The following is a 20,354-nucleotide window of genomic DNA, read 5'->3' on the forward strand; positions in this document are numbered from 1 at the left end:
CTTCATGTGGTATGGGCAAGCCTCGGCTTACGCCATACTTTAGATCAATTCGGGACGTTTATAAGAGCATTTCGCTTATAAAACCCGCAACCAGAAGACAGATTATTATGCGAATTAATTTAATTGCAATTCTAATGACCATGTCGCTGATGCAAGCCGCAGCCAGCAGCTTTGGTCAGCTCGTAACATTGCATAAAAGAGACGCAAGTCTCAATGAAGTGCTTAAAACAATACGCAATCAAACCAATTATACTTTTTTATACAATAGCGGACTCCTTAAGAATGCAAAGCCTGTGTCTGTTAATTTAGAGAAAGCAACTTTGGAAGAAGCATTAAGGGCTTGTTTTGAGAACCAGAATCTTAGTTTCAAGATTATTGAGAAAACTGTACTCCTTAAAAAGAAAGAAGTTGGTCTGTTGGATAAAGTAGCAAATTACTTTAGTGCGATAGATTTAAGAGGTAAAATATTGGATGAAGATGGTAGACCACTTCCAGGTGCGACCATTCGTGTAAAAAATACCACAAGGACAGTATTAACCAATGAACGTGGTGAATTTGAATTGAAAGGGATAGACGACAAGGCCATATTGGTGATCTCATTTCTTGGTTATACCACAAAGGAGATTCAGGCAAGCAAAGCAAACCCACTGATTATTAGTTTAGATGTTAATCCTGCAGAACTAGGCGAAGTAGCTGTGGTTTCGACTGGTTATCAAAAAATACCTGTTACACGTGCTGCGGGTTCTTATGCTGTAGTGACTGATAAAGCTATGGCGGGAAAACTTCAAACTAATATTATTGAGAGGATGGAAGGTATGGTTGCCGGTTTAACATCCTTTAAAAGTGGCCGTAATGATAAACCTAATATCCAGATCAGGGGAGTATCAACATTAACCGAAAATTCGATGATGCCTTTGTATGTTGTTGATGGAGCACCTTTTGAAGGGGATATACAGGCAATTAATCCTAGTGATGTAGAGTCTGTTACTGTATTGAAAGATGCGGCAGCAGCTTCTATTTATGGAACTCGTTCAGCCAACGGTGTAATTGTAATCACCACAAGAAGCGGTAGTAAGGGTAAGCTAAACATTGCTTATAATGCAACAGCAAGATTTATAGGGTTGCCGGATAGAGCTTATGCTAATAAAATGAGCAGTGCTGAGCTGGTTGATTTTCAAAGAGATATGTTTAACTATCGTTCTGGTTCCTACGCATCTATAGATCCCCGTAAATCAATGGTAGAAACTTATCGTTTGTTTTATGACGCAAGGCAAGGTGTTATTACTGAGTCTGAGTTGCAAAAACAATTGGATGTGCTTCGCAATAGGGACAGGTACGATCAGGTAGTTGATGAATTTTTACGTAAAACGTCAGTTACCCAACAGCACAATCTTTCATTTTCAGGTGGGTCAGATTTTTATAAATATAATCTTTCTGGAAACTATTTGGCTAATGCACCTATTGAACGCGCGCAAACCAACAATAGGATTGGTTTTAACTTAAAAAATAGTTTTAATTTCACAAAATGGGCAACAGTAAGTATTGGGGTATTAGGTAGCAACACTAGAAATGATTACGATAATGGTACTTCTGCTGCTCCTTTAACAGGTACAACTATTTATGCCCCTGGAATGGGTATTTTTAATGCGGGTAAGGCTTCTTATTATATGCTTAGGAATGCCGATGGTAGCTTGGCGACAAACTGGCTGAACTCGAAATCGCAGTTTGAAATAGATCGCTTAAAATCATTGGGACTTCAGGATGAAAATTATAATCCAATTACTGATCTTGATAAAAGCCACCTGACCAATACTAGTAAATACTTAAACCTTAATGTTTCTGCTAATTTAAAACTGATGGATGGGTTAAATTTAGATTTACTCTACCAAAGTGAAAGAACAGAGCTCTACAATAAGGAATATTACAGTAAAGATGCTTATAGGGTTAAAACCATGATCAATGACGCGACGGTAAAAGACGCAAAGCAGACCAAGATGATCCCTGTTGGTGGACAGATGAATGAACAAAGAGGTGACCAGAATTCCTATACACTTAGGGCACAACTGAATTACAATAAAGAGTTCAAATCGAAACATCGTGTTGATGCAATTATAGGAGCTGAAAAAAGAAAAATTCTAGGCACCTCTACTAATATTTATAAATATGGATACGACGATTTCAGTTTGAATTATAAGCCAATCGATGAACAACTTTTAAGTTCTGCAGTTCAAAACACACAAGCTCTATTTGATCAGTTTAACTTCCCGAAAGGAGATAGCAGGGCTGAAAGAGGTTTTGTAAGTACAGATGATCGTTATGTATCTCTTTACGGAAATGGCTCTTATACCTATGATAATAAAATTACAGTTTCGGGTAGTATCAGAGTGGATCAGTCTAACCTTTTTGGAACGGATCCAAAATATCAGTTCAAACCCTTTTGGTCGGCTGGATTACTCTATGTAATTGCCGAAAACAAAATGAACTGGTTGGATCGTGTTGCGGTGCGTGCTACTTATGGTGTGAGCGGAAATGTACCTAAAAGAGGTGGTCCGTATATGATTTCTGTGACTAACGGTAATAATGGTCTTACAGGGGAATCACAGGATAACATTTCAAGCCCACCTAACAACGGTTTACGCTGGGAACGAACCAATGTAACTAATTTCGGTTTGGATTTTAGCGTTCTTGACAGACGTTTATATGGTTCGGTAGATGTGTATAATAAAGCAACGAACGATTTGTTGGGTGATTTGAAATCGGATCCTACATTGGGATGGAATTCATTGGTGCAGAATTATGGCAGCATGGCAAATCGTGGAGTAGATGTTGCTTTAACAGGTAATATCATAACAAACACTGATTTTAGCTGGTCAACAGGATTGAATTTCAATTATAATAGAAACAGGTTGACTAAACTTGAAAACACTTCCAATACAGTTGGCTTTTATTTGAGTGATATTCAGAATAGGGTGGGTGTACCAATGGGTGCTTTATATAGTGTAAGGTATGGTGGTTTGGACAGTAAGGGAGCCCCTAAAGCGCTTACCGCCAATGGAACAGAAGTTTTTTCAACAGATAAACTGACTGTAAACGATCTGGTTTATAATGGCACGACGATCCCTCCATATTCGGCTTCATTACAAAATACTTTACGCTATAAAGGTTTTGATTTGTTTTTTATGTTTATCTACTATGGTGGAAATGTAATGCGTGATGTAACTGCACCGTACTTAACTAAACTTGCGGAGTTAAACTATACCTCTAACATGGAAAGGTCTGCTTTAACTTATTGGAAAAAACCTGGGGATGAATTGATTCCGGGGATGGCTCCTGCTTTTAGTACTGCTTTAGGTGGTGCAGTAACCAATATATGGGAAGCTAGTGATCAAAACATTCAAAAGGCTGATTACATTAAACTCAGAGACATCACGCTGAGTTACAATTTTAAAGGTAACTGGATGAAGAAAAGCTATTTGCAAAGGATGCGCTTAAGTTTGCAAGTACAAAACGCATGGAGATGGGCTGCCAATAAAAATAACCTGGATACAGAGGTTTGGAACGGTACAAAATCTATATCTCCTACCAGAGGTACGTTATATCCTGCTTCTTATACCGTCGGTCTTTCTGCTAATTTTTAATTGAACCTCATCATGAAAAAAATATTTATATTATTCGTCGCATTGACAAGCATTGCTGCTTCAGGATGTAAAAAATACTTGGATGTTAAACCCAAAGGGTATACCATTCCATCAACCTTTGATGATTATCAGAAATTACTAAACAATCAGTCATTGGCTGGGAGTTCCTCGCCTTATGCTAATTTTTTAACGGATAACCTCCGTGCTGGTGAAACTAATGATCCGAACAGGGCAACAGAGTATCCGCTGATGGGATTAGAACTGCGTAACTTATATGAATTTAAAGGCGGGGCAATTTTTGATCCAGCAGCAGCCGATCCTTTTTGGGAAACTGCTTATGCACATATTTATGTTTACAACACGGTAGTGAATAACATAGAGAAGGTGTCTGATGGATCGGATATCAGTAGAAAACAAATGAAGGCGGAAGCTCAGATAGGTCGTGCTTTTGAATATTTAATGCTAGTTAATGGTTATTCGAAACATTATAATCCATCTACAGCGGCGAGTGATTTGGGGGTTCCGATTATTTTAACAGAAGATATCAATGCACCTTATACAAGACATACAGTAGCAGAAGTATATGCACAGGTTAAAAAGGATCTTGATGAAGCTTTGCCAAATTTAGCGGCTACAGTACCTAACATTTTTCACCCTGGTAAAAGCGTAGGTTTTGCCTTTTTGAGCAAGATGTACCTGTACATGGGTAATTATGCTGAAGCTTTAAAAAATGCGAATGAAGCACTTAAAATAAATAGTGCCTTGATCGATTATAGCCTCTACACCACAAAGAACGGAACTACTTTTGGTAGAGTAGTTACTAAGGCGAATGTATTAGTAACCTTCCCTGATGGATATAAGAGTACCGAGAGTATTTGGGCACGTGTTCCAGGTTCAGCCAGCTTATCTAGTTTAGATGCAAAACTATATGCAAGCGACGATTTAATCAATACCTATAGGACCAATCTTCCTGCAGGGGCAACAGATCAACGCCTGGCGCTCTTCTTTTGTGATGGACAATCCAATTTTGGTTCAGCACCTGTGCTATTTCCAGGAAGATTCTTGTGGGCACCCTACATACAACCCAACCTTGGTTTTAGTACCCCTGAACTTTATTTAATCGCGGCAGAATGTGAAGCCAGAATTGGAGATAAGAACAGAGCTGTGGGCTACCTGAACACTTTACGTAAATCTAGGATTATCAATAACACAGATTTATCGGCAGGTACTAATGATATCGCTTTAAGACTGACACTAGATGAACGTAGAAGAGAAATGCCCTATTTAGGTATTACTCGTTTAATAGATTTAAAGCGCTTAAATATGGAGAGTGGCTTTGCAAAAACGGTAACGCATCAAGTTGGAACTCAGTCTTACCTGTTACCTGCAAATGATAATAGGTACATTTTGCCTGTACCACAAAAAGTGCTTGATTTTAACCCTACTATACCTCAATATCAACGTTAATTTTTAAGATTAACTGATTATTATGAAACCCTCATGTGCTACTGAAATGAATGAATTTAGGTAGCACATGATAACTTCATTACTATTAAAAAGAAATTTATACCGATGAAAAACATATTCACCTTCCTTTTCCTATTTGTCGCTATAAGTGTACATGCACAGGAAGAAATCCATTTTAATAGCTCATGGACTGAAGCAAAAGAAAAAGCAATTCAATCAAAGAAACTTATTTTCATTGATTGTTACACCTCATGGTGTGCCCCGTGTAAATGGATGGAGAAAAATGTATTCATCCAGCCAGCTGTCTATAAATACTACAATGACAACTTTGTGAATTTAAAGGTCGACATGGAAAAAGGTGAAGGCATTGAGATGCGTAAAAAATATAACGTACAATCTTTTCCTACCTATTTGTTTGTCAATACAGCAGGTGATTTGATACACCGGACTGCTTCGAAAATGGAGGCAGAAGCATTTCTTGCTGAAGCAAAAAGAGCAAATGATCCGAACAGAAACCTTGCCGCATTAAAAGAAAAATACGATAAGGGTGCCAGAGATCTGCCTTTTTTATTGGATTACTATCTGGGTGTAGAGCGGTCTGACCGCAATACTGCAGGAAAAATAAGTGATGAGATTGTTAGTAAAGTTACCGAAGCAGAATTAAACACTGAATTGGGCTGGAAAATGATTAAGGCATTGGCAAGAACTGAAAAGGACAAACTTGGCGCCTATTTTATTGCCCATGAAACTGCGTTTAAGAAATGGGGTACTCAGGCTGAATTAGACAAGGTAAGGGACCGTCTGGTAACGAGTACCATGTATGGTTTAATGAGAGGTAGTAACGAACAGGCTTTTATGGAAAAGCTGGCTTATTTTAAAAAATCAGACAAAATTGACCGTAAAAAACAAGGTGTGATGTTGGAAGCTGATTACTATCTGGAAAATGGGAGAACGGCTGATTACGTAAAGCTGACCACTGCGGCCTTGAAAAATGAGTTGAAGGATGATGCCGAAAAGCTGAGCTTTCTTGCCAGAAGAGGATCAGGTTCCAAAAGAGGTGACGAAGTTGTAGCTCCGGCTATTTTACAACAGGCCTACTTGATGGCTAAGCGTGCTGTAGCACTCGATCCTGAGGAATACAGTGTTCAGTCGACCTTTGCATTGGTGTGTTTAGCTATGAAAAACAAACCGGAAGCATTAGCAGCCGCAAAAAAGGCAAGACTGCTGGCAGATGCCGAGACTTCTAAAATTCAGAAGCTTGCGCAACAATTGTTGGATAAAGTTGAGGCGCTTTAAGCTGTAAAATAATTCAAAGTTTAAAGAGAAACAGGCTGTATCATGATTATTGGTACAGCCTGTTTTATATACGATAGAAAGAAATGAAGAAAATTTTTGCCTTAATCATTGTGCTTGCAGCATTTAAAGTAAATGCGCAAAATGAAATAAAATTCAATCAAACCACGACCTGGAAGGAAACCACCGAAAAGGCAGCAGCAACAGGTAAACTGATATTTGTGGATTGTTATACCTCCTGGTGTGGGCCATGTAAGTGGATGGATAAAAACGTGTTCGTTGAACCAGCTGTAGCTACTTTTTTCAATGATAACTTTATCAATGCTAAAATTGATATGGAAAAAGGTGAAGGTGTTGAGTTGCGCAAAAAGTATGAAATTCATTTTTATCCAAGCTTTCTGTTTGTAAACAATAAAGGCGAGGTTGTGCATAGAACAGGTTCCAGGATGTCTGCAGAAGAGTTTTTGGAAGAGGGGAAAAGAGCGATTAACCCAAAGAGTGGTCTTGTTTCCCTGACTGAGAAATACAATGCTGGTGCACGTGATCTTCCTTTTTTATTGGATTACTATCTGGTTTTGAGAAAGTCTGATAGAACAAATGCTGATAAAATTGGTAAAGACATTGTTGGCGAGATCTCTGTCCAGCAGTTAAATACAGAATTTGGTTGGAAAGCAATCAAGGCCCTGGCCAGAAATGAAAGTGACAAATTAGGTGCACATTTCATGGCTAACCAGAATGCATATAACAGCTGGAGTAAGCAAGAGGAGCGGGAAGAGTTAAAGGGGCGCTTAATCACCAATACGCTTTATAGCATGATCAAAGAAAATAACGAACAAGCTTTTATGGATAAATTAGCCTTTTTTAAAAGATCAGATAAGGCTGACCGTAAAAAACAAAGTATTATGTTGGAAGCAGATTATTATCTGGAGCATAAAAGACTTGATGATTATTTGAAGGTTACTAACGCAGCTTTAAATAATGAGTTGAAAAATGACGGAGAGAAGCTGAGCGCTATGGCTTGGAGAGCTGGATTTAATGGTGGACCTACACCAGCTTTTTTGGAGCAGGCTTATGTACTAGGTAAACGGGCTGTCGAAATTGCACCCGAAGAATATGGTGTCATTTCCTCTTTTGGTTATATATGTCTATATATGAAAAATAAAGAAGAAGGATTAAAAGCTGCAAAGAAAGCGTATCAGCTTGCTGATACTTTAGGTTCTAAAGTTCAGAACCGAGCAAAACAGTTGGTAGGCGAGCTAGAAGCTTTGTAAATAACGAAGTGAATTTTTCCAGAATTGTATAAATCGTCCTTTCTGGGGACTTTTTTACGAGTTGATTTTGGTGGCTGGGTTGTAATTGTGGTTAGATTTTCCTGCATCATGTTCAATTGTAAACTTCATAGGAATATTTCAATTAACAAAAAATGAACAGCATTAATTGAAATTTAACTTTCAATTAAGTTAAATCAAGGTTTAATTGTGTAGAATGTTGAAGGGTATTTTGGCTGATTTGTTATTCATGTGAGAATTATAGAATGGATTTTTAACTTAGCGCCTTAGGAGTCCAAAAATAGATGCCGGGATACACAGAAACTGAGGAGAGAAAGATCATCATTGCTTTAAAAGCAGGGGATGAGCTTGCGTTCAGAAAAGTGTTTGATTTGCATTTTCACAAGCTCTATGCGTTTTGCTTTCGCTTTTTGAAAAACAAGCAACATGCAGAAGAAATTGTGAATGATGCCCTGCTAAATGTTTGGACAAATAGAAATCGGATAGATGAAGAGCGGACTATTTTACCCTATTTATACACCATAACACGGCGATTGGCATTAAATGCATTGAGAGATATTGCTACCTCGCAAAAAGCAATGGATGAGCTCTGGTTTAATATAGAAAGATTGAGTAATGAAACAGAAGAATTGGTTTTGTTGAACGATCTGATGCAATTTACGGAAAGTGCAGTGATCCATTTACCAGCACAGCAACAGCTGGTTTTTAGGATGAGTCGTTATGAAGGACTTAACTATGATGAGATTGCAGAGCTATTAAATTTATCCAGAAATACGGTTAAAAACCATCTTGTAGCCGCTTTAAAAACCTTACGTACTCGTTTTAACGAGTCGGATGCTGCCTACTTTTTACTCCTTTCGGTTGTGCTGCTAAAATAAATTTCATTCCAACTAGTCTTGATTTGATTTTACCGTGTAATACCCTATATCAACCCAATTGAGTTGATAACGAATCCTATGGTAAACCAGGAACATTTAAATGCTTTAATTAAACAATTTACTGATGGTACCATTAGTAAAGATGACTATGTTGAGCTGATGGCCCATTTTAAAAGCGATAAAGAGGCTGATGAAGTCTTTTTAGCAATGGATAAGGCTTGGATGTCAGAAAGCATTGACAGAGCGCATAGCCCTGAAGAGATGGATGTCCTATATTATAAATTAACTAGCAATAAAGGATTTAATAAAGTACCTAAAGTTAAGTTATGGCCAAAGATCGCCATAGCGGCTTCGGTAGCTATTGCGCTTAGCACAGGAATCTGGTTCTTTGTAGCACATCAGCGAATGATCAATGTTCAATCGCAAATGGTGAATAACAATAATATATCACCTGGCCACAATCAAGCTACTTTAATTTTGTCGAATGGTAAGCATATCAATCTTAGCGATACTAAAACTGGTGTTGTGATAGATGCTGCTAGATTAAGCTATAATGATGGTACAGAAATTAAAGAGAGCAAGCCCACTTCGCTATTAACGATAACCACACCAAATGGGGGGACCTATGAGATACGCCTGTCCGATGGGACTAAAGTATGGCTAAATGCAACCTCAACTATTAAGTTTCCTTCAACTTTTACGAAATCAAAATATCGGAAAGTTGAGTTGACTGGGGAGGCCTATTTTGAGGTGGAAAAGGATAAAAAGATGCCCTTTATTGTGGTAACTAGAGGGCAGGAAGTGGAAGTATTAGGAACGCATTTTAATATCAATAGTTACCCCGATGAAGCCAGTACAAAAACTACCCTATTGGAGGGGAGTGTAAAGGTTTCGGTTATAAATGCAAAAACCTTGCATCAAGCATCACCTTCTATTTTAAAACCAGGTATGCAATTCATTTTTACTTCATCTGGAGTTAGGATACAAGAGCTTAAAGATCCTGAAGAAGCGATTTCCTGGAAGAGCGGCTATTTTACTTTTAACCGTGAATACCTGGATGAGGTGATGAGAAAAGTGTCTAGATGGTATAATGTAGACATAGTTTACAAAAATGAACAGATTAAATTGATACCATTTAGCGGTACCATTACTCGTTTTACTAATGTTTCTGAAGTGTTAAAGATGCTTGAGCTTACTGGTAAAGTAAAGTTTACAATAGAAGGCAAAAATATTATCGCAGATCGCAAATAAACAATTTACATATCAACTTAAAACCAATTAAACCATGAAACAGACCATTAGCAGCGCATAGTAATTCCCAAAAATTGGTTTGTCAGGTAAAGAACAGGAGCGCTGAAGACGCCCCTGAAATATCTGATAACCTAAAACGTGCGACAAACAACGATTTAAGGAATTTAACAGACAACCAAATGTATAAAATATATACTAAAATTTTAGGTTGGCGAAATCGCCATGCCCCAAAAATATTGCTGACGATGAAGCTGACTACCGTTATATTACTCACCACATTTATGCAGGTAAGTGCCTCAACTTTTGCCCAAAAATTGAGCTATACCCAAAAAAATGCATCTCTGGAAGAGATTTTTAAGGAGATAAAAAAGCAAACAGGCTATACCGTATTCTGGTCTTCCAATAGTTTAACAAATAAGAGGTTAGATGTGGTGTTTAAATATACCAGTTTACCGAAAGTAATGGAAAGGTGTTTGGATGGTCAAGACTTAACCTATACGATTGAGAACCATACGATAGTCATTAGCGAACGGGAAATGACTATGGTTGATAAGCTGATTAGCTACTTTGATATAATAGATGTCAAAGGCCGGATCACAGACGAGTACGGAAAAGCGCTGCCAGGTGCAACTGTAATGGTTAAAAATGGTGGAAGGGCAACGATTACGAATGCTAGCGGTCAATACCAATTGGTCGGCGTAGATAGTAAATCGATATTAGTTGTTTCTTACTTGGGATACAAATCCAAAGATGTCAACATTAACGGTCGAAGTGTAATTAATGTAAGCCTTATTGAGGAAACAGAAGACCTGAACGACGTAGTGGTTGTTGGTTATGGAACTACAAAAAGAAAAGATCTGGTGGGATCCGTAGCGACTGTAAGTGCCGATGACATGCGTAAACAACCAGCGACTAACTTCACCCAAGCATTGGTGGGCAGGGCTGCAGGTGTTCAGGTCAGCAGACCGAATGGAGCCCCGGGTGGTGGAGCTTCTATACGTGTCAGGGGGATGTCTACGGTCTTAGGTGTAAATGATCCCTTGTTTGTAATCGACGGAATCCCTGTTCAACTGTACAATGGCGGAGGAGCGGATGCTTTGCGCTCTGCACCTGCTTATGGACTCCTTGATCCGCTTGCCGGTATAGATATGAACGATATAGAAAATGTTGAGGTGCTTAAAGACGCAACAGCGACAGCAATATATGGTTCGAGGGCTGCAAATGGCGTGATTATTATTACAACTAAAAAAGGGAGGGCAGGAGAAAAACCAGTATTCAGTTTAAATTATGATGTTGCCCTGGATAAACAGAATAAGTTTTATGATGTGCTGTCTGGGCCGGAATATGTAAAATTTATGCAGGAAACTTATGCTGCCGCAGGACAAACTATTGATGACGATACTTTTCCAGGAATGGCTGATACTGATTGGCAAAGAGCGGTAATCCAAACTGGCGTAACGCACAATTTAAATTTAAGTTTGCTCGGCGCATCTAAAGACGGAGCTACTAATTATGGGTTTTCATCTGGTTTGACAGATCAAAAAGGAATCCTGATTAATACAGGCTTTAAACGTTATTCAATCCGTGCAAATGTAGAGTCCAAAATCTTTAATGCTTTTAAAATTGGAACCAATTTGAACTATAGCTTTATTAAGCAGACTGGTACTTCATCGTCCTTGTATGCTAATTATTTAGCACCAACTTACCGTCCGGATTTACCAGTGTTTAATCCCGATGGCACTTATGCAAATGATGGAGGTAATGATAATCCGGTTGCCTCTAGAAAAGGAACCGATATCGCGCAAAGTAATCGTTTTCTAGCCTCTGTTTTTGCTGAACTGGAAATCGTAGATGGTTTAAAATTAAGATCGTCAATTGCATATGATATCAATAACAATACTGGATTTACCTATTCACCGAGCTGGATGCTTTCAGAGTTTTTTTATGATCAGAAAGGGAGCCGTAACGATAAATCCTTTCAATACACAAACAGGGTTTTTGACAATACGTTAAGCTATATCAAGGCTTTCAACCGTCACCATATAGATGCGGTGGCCGGTGCTTCCTGGACTTTGAATAAAAGTAATTACATGAATGTCTCTAGTATAAATTTCCCTAACGATGACGTGCTCAATAATCTTGGTTCTGCAGGGCAAATCAGCTCGTATGCCAGCGACGGGGAAAGCAGTGGATTGGAGTCTTTCTTTATGCGTGCGAATTACAATTATGATGGGAAATATTATCTTACCTTAAGTGGAAGAGCCGATAATTCTACCAAGTTTGGGCCAGGAAATCAATGGGGCTATTTCCCTTCTATCGGTGTAGCATGGCGCTTCTCTAAAGAGAAATTTATGGAAAGCTTGCCTTTTGTAGATGATGCTAAAATCAGATTAACAACAGGTAAAACGGGAACTTCAGCTTTTGGTGGTTTCGGCTTTTTAACGCTGTTTAACACAGGGTATTTTTACAATGGAGTTAACGGCCTGAGGGCAAACCCAGGCGACGGGCAGCCAAATCCAGATATCCGTTGGGAAAGTACACAGCAAACTGATGCGGCACTGGAGCTTAGCTTCTTAAAATCACGACTGACGACCGCGGTAACTTATTATAAAAAATATACCGAAGGATTAATTACTGGGCCGAGGATTCCTGTATCCGGTGGTTATACTTTTCAGACCAAAAACTTAGGTGATATCAGTAACCAGGGATGGGAAATCACGGTATCGGGTGTCCCGGTTCGTACCAATGATTTTACCTGGACGTCAGACTTTAACATTACTTTCAATCAGAACAATGTTGAAAAAACTTATGGTACAGCATTATATGGTAGTCTTTTGTTGACCGAAGGAGAGCCATTGAATGGAATCCGGGGATATAGGACAAAAGGTCTTTACCAGTCGCAGGCTGAGGTTGACCAACTCAATGCAACTGCAAGAATAAAAACAGGGAATCCAAATGCATTTTACCATAATGCATTAACGGGACCTGGAGATGTGCAATATGTAGATTTGAATGGTGATGGGGTAATCACAACCGCCGATAGGGAAATGCTTGGTTATGCGCAAAATCCGAAATACTATGGAGGATGGAGTAACACGTTACGGTATAAGAATCTGGAATTAAGTAGTTTGTTCCAGTTTGATGTCGGGAGTGAACTGCAGAGAGAAACAACACCTGATAAATTTTATGGCTATGGACAAAATGTCTCACCATTGGTTTTAACTGGTTGGACTCCTGAAAATCCAAATACCAACCAGCCAAGAAACGCAATTAATGGGCCGGTACAAAATGTAGATGAAAATAGTGACAGGTTTGTAGACAATGCGTCCTTCCTGCGTTTAAAAAATGTACAGTTAAGCTATATGTTTAAAAACAGCATGCTTACAAAGCTTCACATTGCCCAGCTAAGGGTTTTTGCCGGAATGGGTAATTTATTTACCTGGACGAAGTACAGGGGCTTAGATCCGGAAGTAAACAGTGAGGGCTCCTTCACCGATAATGGAAGGGATACCGGTGTTTACCCTCAAGCGAGAACTATAACCTTTGGTATGAATTTAAAATTTTAAGCTAAGAACATGAATAAGATATTGATATATACCGCTTATTGCTTCATAGCCTTGTTTGTACAGGCTTGTAAATTAACAGATGTTACTGATCTGAAACCAGACCATAAGCTGGATGAAAATACTGTCGTTGTAGATATTCCATCTGCAGAAAAACTGCTAGCCGGAGCATATTACAGTTTAAGAGATGAACCATTAGCACTCTATTGTGCGGCCATACCAGGTTATATGGGCTTAAACCTAACTTCTACATCCGCTACTTATACCTCGTTTATTAATAATGATGTACAGCCGAGTAATGGCACCCTAAACAATTATGTATATGCCGGCCCGTATCAGCTGATCCAGACTGCTAATTTTGTAATTGAAAAAACACAGGCTTTACAAGTTACTAATCCTCGCAAAGCTTCGGTCATTGCAGAGGCTAAGTTTTTAAGGGCGCTGGGACATTTCTATATTCTTCGTTTATTTGGCCAGTTTTGGGATATAAATTCTAAATATGGTATAGAACTTAAGGATAAGTCAAATTTACCTGTTACAGCCAGAGCTAATGTTAAAGTTTCCTATGAACTGATACTTTCTGATCTGGATGAAGCCATTAAAAATTGTTCGGATTATGAAACTGGTGTAGCTAAAGGTTATGCTACTAAACTTGCTGCCAAAGCATTCAAGTCAAGGGTACTTCTTTATAAAAAAGACTATGGAGCAGCCGCTTCCCTGGCAAAAGAAGTAATGGGTGGACCTGCAGAATTGAGTTCTAACTTCCTAAATATGTTCCAGGTCGAGAAGTATAATTCAGATGAGGTGATCCTGGCTGCGATTACTTTTGCCAATAACAACAACATCTATTATGAAAATGGTAAGAGTTACTATTACGTTTCCGGAGGATTTAATCTATCTGACCGATATATTACGCTATTAAGAACTGATGTGCGAAAAACGATTATCGGTAAAACTTCAAGAGATCCCGTCGGCGATCCTACTAAGTGGCATGGTGATGGCAAGTTTCTGAAAGGCGTGGATGGTAGTAGAAACGATACTGAGTATTACTTCAGGCTGGCTGAAGCATACCTTATTTATGCAGAAGCTGAAGCCCGTAGAGAAGGTGGCAATCTTTCGGATGCGCTTGATGCGGTAAATAGTTTACGTTTAAAGCGGGGAGCTGGTATAGTTTCATCCACAAATAAAGCGCAGTTGCTCAGCTTGATCAGAACGGAAAAGGAATTGGAACTGGGAGCGGAATCCGGGGAGGATTGGTTTGATATTGTCCGTTATATTAAAAATGGCGATGTAGAGGGCGCAACTATTAAAGCAACATTAACTGATGTGAATAAGTTGATCCTGCCTATTCCACAGGTTACGGTGGATGCTTCAAACAAAGTTGTTGAACAAAATCCTGGGTATTAATAAATCGTCTAAATAGAAACACATGAAAAATAATCTCATTGTACTGGGGCTGATCGGATTTAGTTTATCTGCTTCTGCTCAGCGAAAATTAATAAAAAAGCCTTTGGAAAATGGATATACCATTAATGGGAATATCACAGACCTGACATCTCCTTATGTGTATATTTATGCACCAGGGAAACGTGATTCTGCAGCTGTTAAGGATGGTAAATTTACCTATAAAGGGAGTGTGAAAGCTCCTGTTAGTTTATATCTTTCGGACAGTGATCAAAAGTTTGCCCTGGATCTTTATGTTGAAAATGTTCCTGTTACCATTATTGGTAAAATCTCAGATCCGGAGAACATCATTGTTAAAGGGGGAAAGACCCAACAGGAATTGAATGTATTGGAAGCAAGCCTTAAGGAGGGAGAAGTAGCAAGAACGAAGCTTTACGCTGCGTACGGAGTAGCTGAGGCTGCGAAAGATGAAGCTGCTATCAAGCGAATAGAGGCTGATCTGAAAAAGATACAGCTAACTTCAGTAAGCCTGACAAAGAAGTTTATAGCCTCTCATTTAAATAGTTATGTAAGCTTAGATAAAATAAAAGGAATGGGGTATAATGCTGACTATTCCGAAATCTATAAGCTCTATCAGACACTTGATCCTGCACTAAGGGCTTCGGAACGAGGTAAAGAATTTGAAACTGCACTGTCGGTTTTAAAAAGAGGTGGTAATGGTCAGAAAATGATTGATTTTACACAGAATGATATGGATGGTAAGCCGGTTAGCTTTTCCTCATTTAAAGGTAAGTATGTACTTGTTGATTTCTGGGCAAGCTGGTGCGGACCATGCAGGGCTGAAAACCCCAATGTGCTTAAAGCTTATCAAAAGTTTGAAAGTAAAGGTTTTACGGTATTGGGTGTTTCTTTGGATGACACTGCTGAAAAATGGAAGAAGGCTGTTGAAGAGGATAAAATGCCCTGGACGCAGGTTTCAGATTTAAAAGGTTGGAAGAATGAAATTTCAACTTATTATGGAATTCGCGGCATTCCGTCAAATTATCTCGTAAACGCAGAAGGTATAATTGTTGCCCGAAATTTAAGAGGAGCAGATCTCGAAAATAAACTTAAAGAATTGCTTGGTGATAAATGATCACGACATTAAAAAAGCCCTGCTGATTTACTCAGCAGGGCTTTTTTATAGAGCTTTATATCTTAGAATGAGAAATCGTCGTTCTGATTTTTGCTTCCCACTCCTTCATGATTTTCAGAATATTCATAACGTTTTTCTACTACATCCTGATGGTTCTTGATGTACTCAACCGTTTCGGTTAATCCTTCTGTAAACTTCTCAAAGTCTTCTTTATATAAAAAGATTTTATGCTTTACAAAAACACCGTCCTCTAGTCTTTTCTTGCTTTCGGTTAAGGTTAGGTAATAATCGCCTGATCTAGTAGCTTTAACGTCGAAAAAATAAGTTCTTTTACCTGCCCTTACTTTCTTCGAAAAAACCTCTTCTCTCTCTTTGTTGTCAAATTCTCCCATGGTTGGTATTGATCTTGGTTTTGGTTCGGGTAAATATAAACTAATAATTATTAAAGTTCAAAATGAAATTAAATAGTTTGCTGCTCTTCCTCTAGTAATTGGTTTCGATACATTTCCGCATAAGCACCATCATGTTGTAATAACTGCGAATGGTTACCCTGTTCAATGATTTTGCCGTGATCCAGCACAATAATTTTATCTGCATTTTTTATTGTAGAGATCCTGTGGGCGATCAAAATACTGGTTTTACCCTTCATAATTTTGCCTAGATTCCTCAAAATTTCTTCTTCTGTTCGAGTATCAACCGCCGAAAGACAATCGTCGAAAATGAGTAAACGAGGCTCTTTGATTAAAGCTCTTGCAATAGAAACCCGCTGTTTCTGTCCGCCAGAGAGCGTAATGCCACGCTCGCCAAGCATGGTCTCAAACTTCTGCTCAAAATCAATAATATTATGATATACAGCAGCATTCTTGGCTGCGGTATCAATTTCTTCATCCGTCACCTGGTCTAAGCCGAAAGCGATATTGTTTTTAATGGTATCCGAGAATAGGAAGACCTCCTGAGGTACAAAACCAATCTGATTGCGGTAATTGTTTAAATTCAGATTGTTTAATTTAGTGCCATCTACACTGATTTGGCCATCATTTATATCATACATGCGCATAATTAAATTGGCAAGCGTAGATTTTCCAGAGCCTGTCCGACCAATAATCGCGACAAACTGTCCCTGCTCAATTTCAAAACTCACATCTTTTAAAGCTTGTATGCCCGTATCAGGGTAGGTGAAGTTGACATGCTCAAATTTAATGTTGCCATTAAGGACTGGGGTGTCAGTATTTTTTGATGTAATATCCGGGCTTAACTGCAAAAACTCATTGATACGTTTTTGAGAGGCTGAAGCACGTTGAATTAGGGTGGTCACCCAACCCAACATGGAAACCGGGAAAGTCAACTGGTTTACATATACGATAAACTCTGCGATGTTACCGGGGGTAATAGATCCATCGATCACTTGTATACCACCAATATAAATCGTAAGGATGGTACTTAAGCCAACCAACAAAAGCATCGTGGGATAAAAGAGTGCCTGTACCTTAACTAAACCCATTGCGTTGTCTTTATAACCTTGACTTTCGGCAGCAAATATTTTTTGGGTATAATCCTCTCTCACATATGATTTAATCACCCTGATGCCAGAGAACCTTTCCTGGACAAAGCTAGATAGTTTAGACAGCTGCTCTTGTATCTGTTCACTCTTTTGATTGATTAGCGTATTCACAAAGTAAATGATTACCACAAGCACGGGCAAGGGGAGTAGACACCAGATGGCTAGTGTTGCATTTACCGAAAACATAGCCGAAATAACCAGCATAAATAATACAGCAGTATTGATCGTATACATAATGGCCGGACCAACGTACATTCTAACCCGGTTCACATCCTCGGTTGCCCGGTTCATCAAATCGCCGGTATTGTTGCGTCTGTAAAAACCAAGACTCAGTTTTTGGTAATGCGCATAAATCTCATTCTTCATGTCAAATTCAATATGCCTCGACATTAAAATGATCGTTTGTCGCATAAAAAACAAGAATAATCCTCTTAATAAATACAAAACCAATACCAATACTCCAAAATAGAAAAGGCTGGTACTAAAGATATCGTATATTACAGCTGCCCGATCAAATCCGTCGAACAAGCGGTAGATCTGAATGTTTTCGGTAATGAGATTAAAGGCGTGGCCGATAACCTGTGCGGGGATCACACCAAAAATATTGGAGATGATCACAAAGAAAACCCCTGGGATAATCCACCATTTATATTTATAGAAGTATTTGTTTAAAAAACGCAGGTGTTTCATTATGGTGTAAAGTTATCCAAATGAACCTATTTTTTTTAAACTCTTTGGTTAAAACAATGTAAATAATGTTTTTTTATGCTAGTTTTGCGACATATCTGATAAACGAAATTATATGTCTGGTAATAGTTCTATTGTGAATTCAGTTTTAGATCAGTTAAGTGCATCGGGGCACAAGAAGGTAATATATTGTAACGATCCCGATACCGGATTAAAAGCAATTATAGCCATTCACGATACAACTTTAGGCCCTGCATTAGGTGGAACTCGTATGTGGAGTTACGCTACCGAAGCCGAAGCATTGCAAGATGTTTTAAGGTTATCGAGTGCAATGACTTATAAAGCCTCTATTACCGGTTTAAATTTAGGGGGTGGTAAAGCCGTAATCATTGGCGATTCCTATAAAGGAAAATCTGAAGCTTTGATGCGTAGCTATGGTAGGTTTATTAAAAACCTAAATGGCGAATTTATTACCGCTGAAGATTTAGGGACAACCACCAAAGATATGGAGTACATCCGCATGGAAACCAGCCATGTAACAGGTGTGCCAGAATCATTGGGCGGAACAGGTAATCCTGCACCAACAACAGCAAAAGGCGTATATTTAGGTATTAAAGCCTGTGTTAAAGAGGTATTTGGAACTGATATGCTGGCCGGGCGCTCTGTAGTAGTACAGGGAATAGGCAATGTAGGTGAACATTTGGTGGCTTTATTGAGAGCTGAAAATGTTGATGTTTATATTAGCGATATCAATGAAGAACGTTTACAACATGTAGCACGGACTTATAAAGCAAAACCAATCAGTGCGGATAAAATCTTCGGACTGGATGCTGATATTTATGCGCCATGTGCATTAGGGGCTACAGTGAATGATACAACTATCAATAAAATGAAGTTTGCCATTATTGCGGGATCTGCTAATAACCAGCTTGCTGATGAAAACGTACATGGAAAATTATTGCTGGAGAAAGGCATACTATTTGCGCCGGATTATTTAATCAACGCGGGTGGTTTGATCAGCTGTTACTCTGAACTGACCGGCTTTGGTAAAAAACGTACGATGCAGCTTACAGAGAATATTTACAATGCTACCAGAGATGTTATTAAAATGTCGAAGGCAGATAAAATACCAACAATATGGGCAGCTAACCGTATTGCAGAACAAAGGATAGTCGATATCAAAAAAATAAAATCATCATTTTAATCACCAGGTAATTTACCACTCGTTCTTACATTCATGTTAAACAGAAGGCACTTAAGAATTAAAGCTCTGCAAAATATTTTTGCATGGCAAATGTCAGACAAGAAAGATCTGGCATCCTCAAAGAAGGCATTAATGCAAAGTATTGATGACGTATACGAAATGTACGTTGGCATGCTTTCGTTGTTAGTAGAAACTACAGAGTATACAGGAGTAGACGCTATTGAGCGCTCCAACAAACACCTGCCTACAGCGGATGACCTTAACCCGAATTTAAAGTTGTTAAACAACAAATTTGCGGTTACGCTAAAACAAAATCCAGATTATTTAGCTGCGATCCACAAGTACAGGATCAACTGGATGTCTGATCCGGAATTTGTAAAAGCTATTTTTAATACTTTAAAAGTTACTCCTGAGTACGCTGAGTACCTGGCCGACGAAGACAATAGCTTAGAGGGGTCAAAAACAATCATCAAATTTATTTTCAGAAAAATTATCCTTAAAAGCCACAACATTATTCAGGCATTTGAAGATAAGTTTATCAACTGGTCTGTTGATAAAGAGGTAATGCAGGGAATGGTTGCTAAAACTATTAAAAATTTTACTTCAGAAGATCCGTTTAAAAACAAACTAACTCCAATTAGTCAGGATTGGGAAGAGGATAGTAAATTTGTGCAGGATCTATTTGTATATACCCTTAAAAACAACAAGGAATATCAGGAGCTGATTGCAGAAAGAACTAAAAACTGGGAGTCAGAGCGTATCGCGTTAATGGATACCATCCTAATGAAAATGGCAATTTGTGAGCTGTTAAACTTCCCTTCAATACCAGTTAAAGTAACGATAAACGAGTATCTTGATCTATCAAAAGATTACAGTACGCCGAAAAGTAATTCATTTATTAACGGTATATTGGACAAAATTTTAGGCGATCTGAAAAGAACAGATAGCATACATAAAATTGGTCGTGGACTAATAGAAGAATAA

13 protein-coding genes are annotated in these 20,354 nt (G+C 38.6%); 11 read left to right on the forward strand and 2 right to left on the reverse strand.

Going from position 1 to position 20,354, the window contains the following annotated elements:
* The first annotated feature begins 107 nt into the window (after positions 1-107).
* The 9 genes from BLS35_RS08535 (at position 108) to BLS35_RS08575 (ending at position 15,918) form a co-directional block, all read left to right on the forward strand.
* Entirely contained in the window at positions 108-3,638 is a 3,531-nt protein-coding gene (locus BLS35_RS08535) for a SusC/RagA family TonB-linked outer membrane protein (protein ID WP_175459583.1), read from the forward strand.
* Between the two features lie 12 nt (positions 3,639-3,650).
* Positions 3,651-5,105 (forward strand): RagB/SusD family nutrient uptake outer membrane protein, encoded by a 1,455-nt coding sequence (locus tag BLS35_RS08540; RefSeq protein WP_090779849.1) that lies wholly within the window; start codon positions 3,651-3,653, stop codon positions 5,103-5,105.
* A gap of 105 nt (positions 5,106-5,210) precedes the next feature.
* Complete coding sequence (locus tag BLS35_RS08545) at positions 5,211-6,401, forward strand: thioredoxin family protein (RefSeq protein WP_090779851.1); 1,191 nt, start codon at positions 5,211-5,213, stop codon at positions 6,399-6,401.
* A gap of 83 nt (positions 6,402-6,484) precedes the next feature.
* Positions 6,485-7,669, forward strand: coding sequence for a thioredoxin family protein (locus BLS35_RS08550; RefSeq protein ID WP_090779853.1), 1,185 nt, complete (start codon positions 6,485-6,487; stop codon positions 7,667-7,669).
* A gap of 302 nt (positions 7,670-7,971) precedes the next feature.
* The gene (locus BLS35_RS08555) at positions 7,972-8,565 is read left to right on the forward strand and encodes an RNA polymerase sigma factor (RefSeq protein WP_090779855.1); all 594 of its coding nucleotides are present in this window, start codon (positions 7,972-7,974) and stop codon (positions 8,563-8,565) included.
* A 78-nt stretch (positions 8,566-8,643) separates the two neighbouring features.
* Entirely contained in the window at positions 8,644-9,816 is a 1,173-nt protein-coding gene (locus BLS35_RS08560; protein WP_090779857.1) for a FecR family protein, read from the forward strand.
* A 179-nt stretch (positions 9,817-9,995) separates the two neighbouring features.
* Positions 9,996-13,382 (forward strand): SusC/RagA family TonB-linked outer membrane protein, encoded by a 3,387-nt coding sequence (locus BLS35_RS08565; RefSeq protein ID WP_132225973.1) that lies wholly within the window; start codon positions 9,996-9,998, stop codon positions 13,380-13,382.
* Between the two features lie 9 nt (positions 13,383-13,391).
* Positions 13,392-14,786 carry a RagB/SusD family nutrient uptake outer membrane protein gene (locus BLS35_RS08570; RefSeq protein WP_090779860.1) on the forward strand — a complete coding sequence of 465 codons (1,395 nt, stop codon included), beginning with the start codon at positions 13,392-13,394 and terminating at the stop codon, positions 14,784-14,786.
* Positions 14,787-14,808: 22 nt separating this feature from the next.
* Entirely contained in the window at positions 14,809-15,918 is a 1,110-nt protein-coding gene (locus tag BLS35_RS08575; protein WP_090779862.1) for a TlpA disulfide reductase family protein, read from the forward strand.
* A gap of 62 nt (positions 15,919-15,980) precedes the next feature.
* Here the strand turns inward: BLS35_RS08575 and BLS35_RS08580 are convergent, their stop codons facing one another.
* Both BLS35_RS08580 and BLS35_RS08585 read right to left on the reverse strand, forming a co-directional pair.
* Positions 15,981-16,310 (reverse strand): DUF3276 family protein, encoded by a 330-nt coding sequence (locus BLS35_RS08580; protein WP_090779864.1) that lies wholly within the window; start codon positions 16,308-16,310, stop codon positions 15,981-15,983.
* Positions 16,311-16,378: 68 nt separating this feature from the next.
* On the reverse strand, positions 16,379-18,169 hold the full coding sequence (locus BLS35_RS08585; RefSeq protein ID WP_090779866.1) for an ABC transporter ATP-binding protein: 1,791 nt from the start codon (positions 18,167-18,169) through the stop codon (positions 16,379-16,381).
* 112 nt (positions 18,170-18,281) lie between these two features.
* On the opposite strand from BLS35_RS08585, the gene BLS35_RS08590 reads away from it, so the two are divergent.
* Both BLS35_RS08590 and nusB read left to right on the forward strand, forming a co-directional pair.
* Positions 18,282-19,370, forward strand: a complete 1,089-nt coding sequence (locus tag BLS35_RS08590) for a Glu/Leu/Phe/Val family dehydrogenase (RefSeq protein ID WP_090779868.1) — start codon at positions 18,282-18,284, stop codon at positions 19,368-19,370.
* 90 nt (positions 19,371-19,460) lie between these two features.
* Positions 19,461-20,354 (forward strand): transcription antitermination factor NusB, encoded by an 894-nt coding sequence (gene nusB / locus BLS35_RS08595; protein WP_254778765.1) that lies wholly within the window; start codon positions 19,461-19,463, stop codon positions 20,352-20,354.

The organism is Pedobacter sp. ok626 (genome assembly GCF_900100435.1).
GTDB lineage: Bacteria > Bacteroidota > Bacteroidia > Sphingobacteriales > Sphingobacteriaceae > Pedobacter.

What these genes read in the sequence shown, in the direction of transcription:
- BLS35_RS08535 (WP_175459583.1), top strand. Translation starts at nt 108, where the DNA reads ATGCGAATTAATTTAATTGCAATTCTAATGACCATGTCGCTGATGCAA.
- BLS35_RS08540 (WP_090779849.1), top strand. Translation starts at nt 3,651, where the DNA reads ATGAAAAAAATATTTATATTATTCGTCGCATTGACAAGCATTGCTGCT.
- BLS35_RS08545 (WP_090779851.1), top strand. Translation starts at nt 5,211, where the DNA reads ATGAAAAACATATTCACCTTCCTTTTCCTATTTGTCGCTATAAGTGTA.
- BLS35_RS08550 (WP_090779853.1), top strand. Translation starts at nt 6,485, where the DNA reads ATGAAGAAAATTTTTGCCTTAATCATTGTGCTTGCAGCATTTAAAGTA.
- BLS35_RS08555 (WP_090779855.1), top strand. Translation starts at nt 7,972, where the DNA reads ATGCCGGGATACACAGAAACTGAGGAGAGAAAGATCATCATTGCTTTA.
- BLS35_RS08560 (WP_090779857.1), top strand. Translation starts at nt 8,644, where the DNA reads ATGGTAAACCAGGAACATTTAAATGCTTTAATTAAACAATTTACTGAT.
- BLS35_RS08565 (WP_132225973.1), top strand. Translation starts at nt 9,996, where the DNA reads ATGTATAAAATATATACTAAAATTTTAGGTTGGCGAAATCGCCATGCC.
- BLS35_RS08570 (WP_090779860.1), top strand. Translation starts at nt 13,392, where the DNA reads ATGAATAAGATATTGATATATACCGCTTATTGCTTCATAGCCTTGTTT.
- BLS35_RS08575 (WP_090779862.1), top strand. Translation starts at nt 14,809, where the DNA reads ATGAAAAATAATCTCATTGTACTGGGGCTGATCGGATTTAGTTTATCT.
- BLS35_RS08580 (WP_090779864.1), bottom strand. Translation starts at nt 16,310, where the DNA reads ATGGGAGAATTTGACAACAAAGAGAGAGAAGAGGTTTTTTCGAAGAAA.
- BLS35_RS08585 (WP_090779866.1), bottom strand. Translation starts at nt 18,169, where the DNA reads ATGAAACACCTGCGTTTTTTAAACAAATACTTCTATAAATATAAATGG.
- BLS35_RS08590 (WP_090779868.1), top strand. Translation starts at nt 18,282, where the DNA reads ATGTCTGGTAATAGTTCTATTGTGAATTCAGTTTTAGATCAGTTAAGT.
- nusB (WP_254778765.1), top strand. Translation starts at nt 19,461, where the DNA reads ATGTCAGACAAGAAAGATCTGGCATCCTCAAAGAAGGCATTAATGCAA.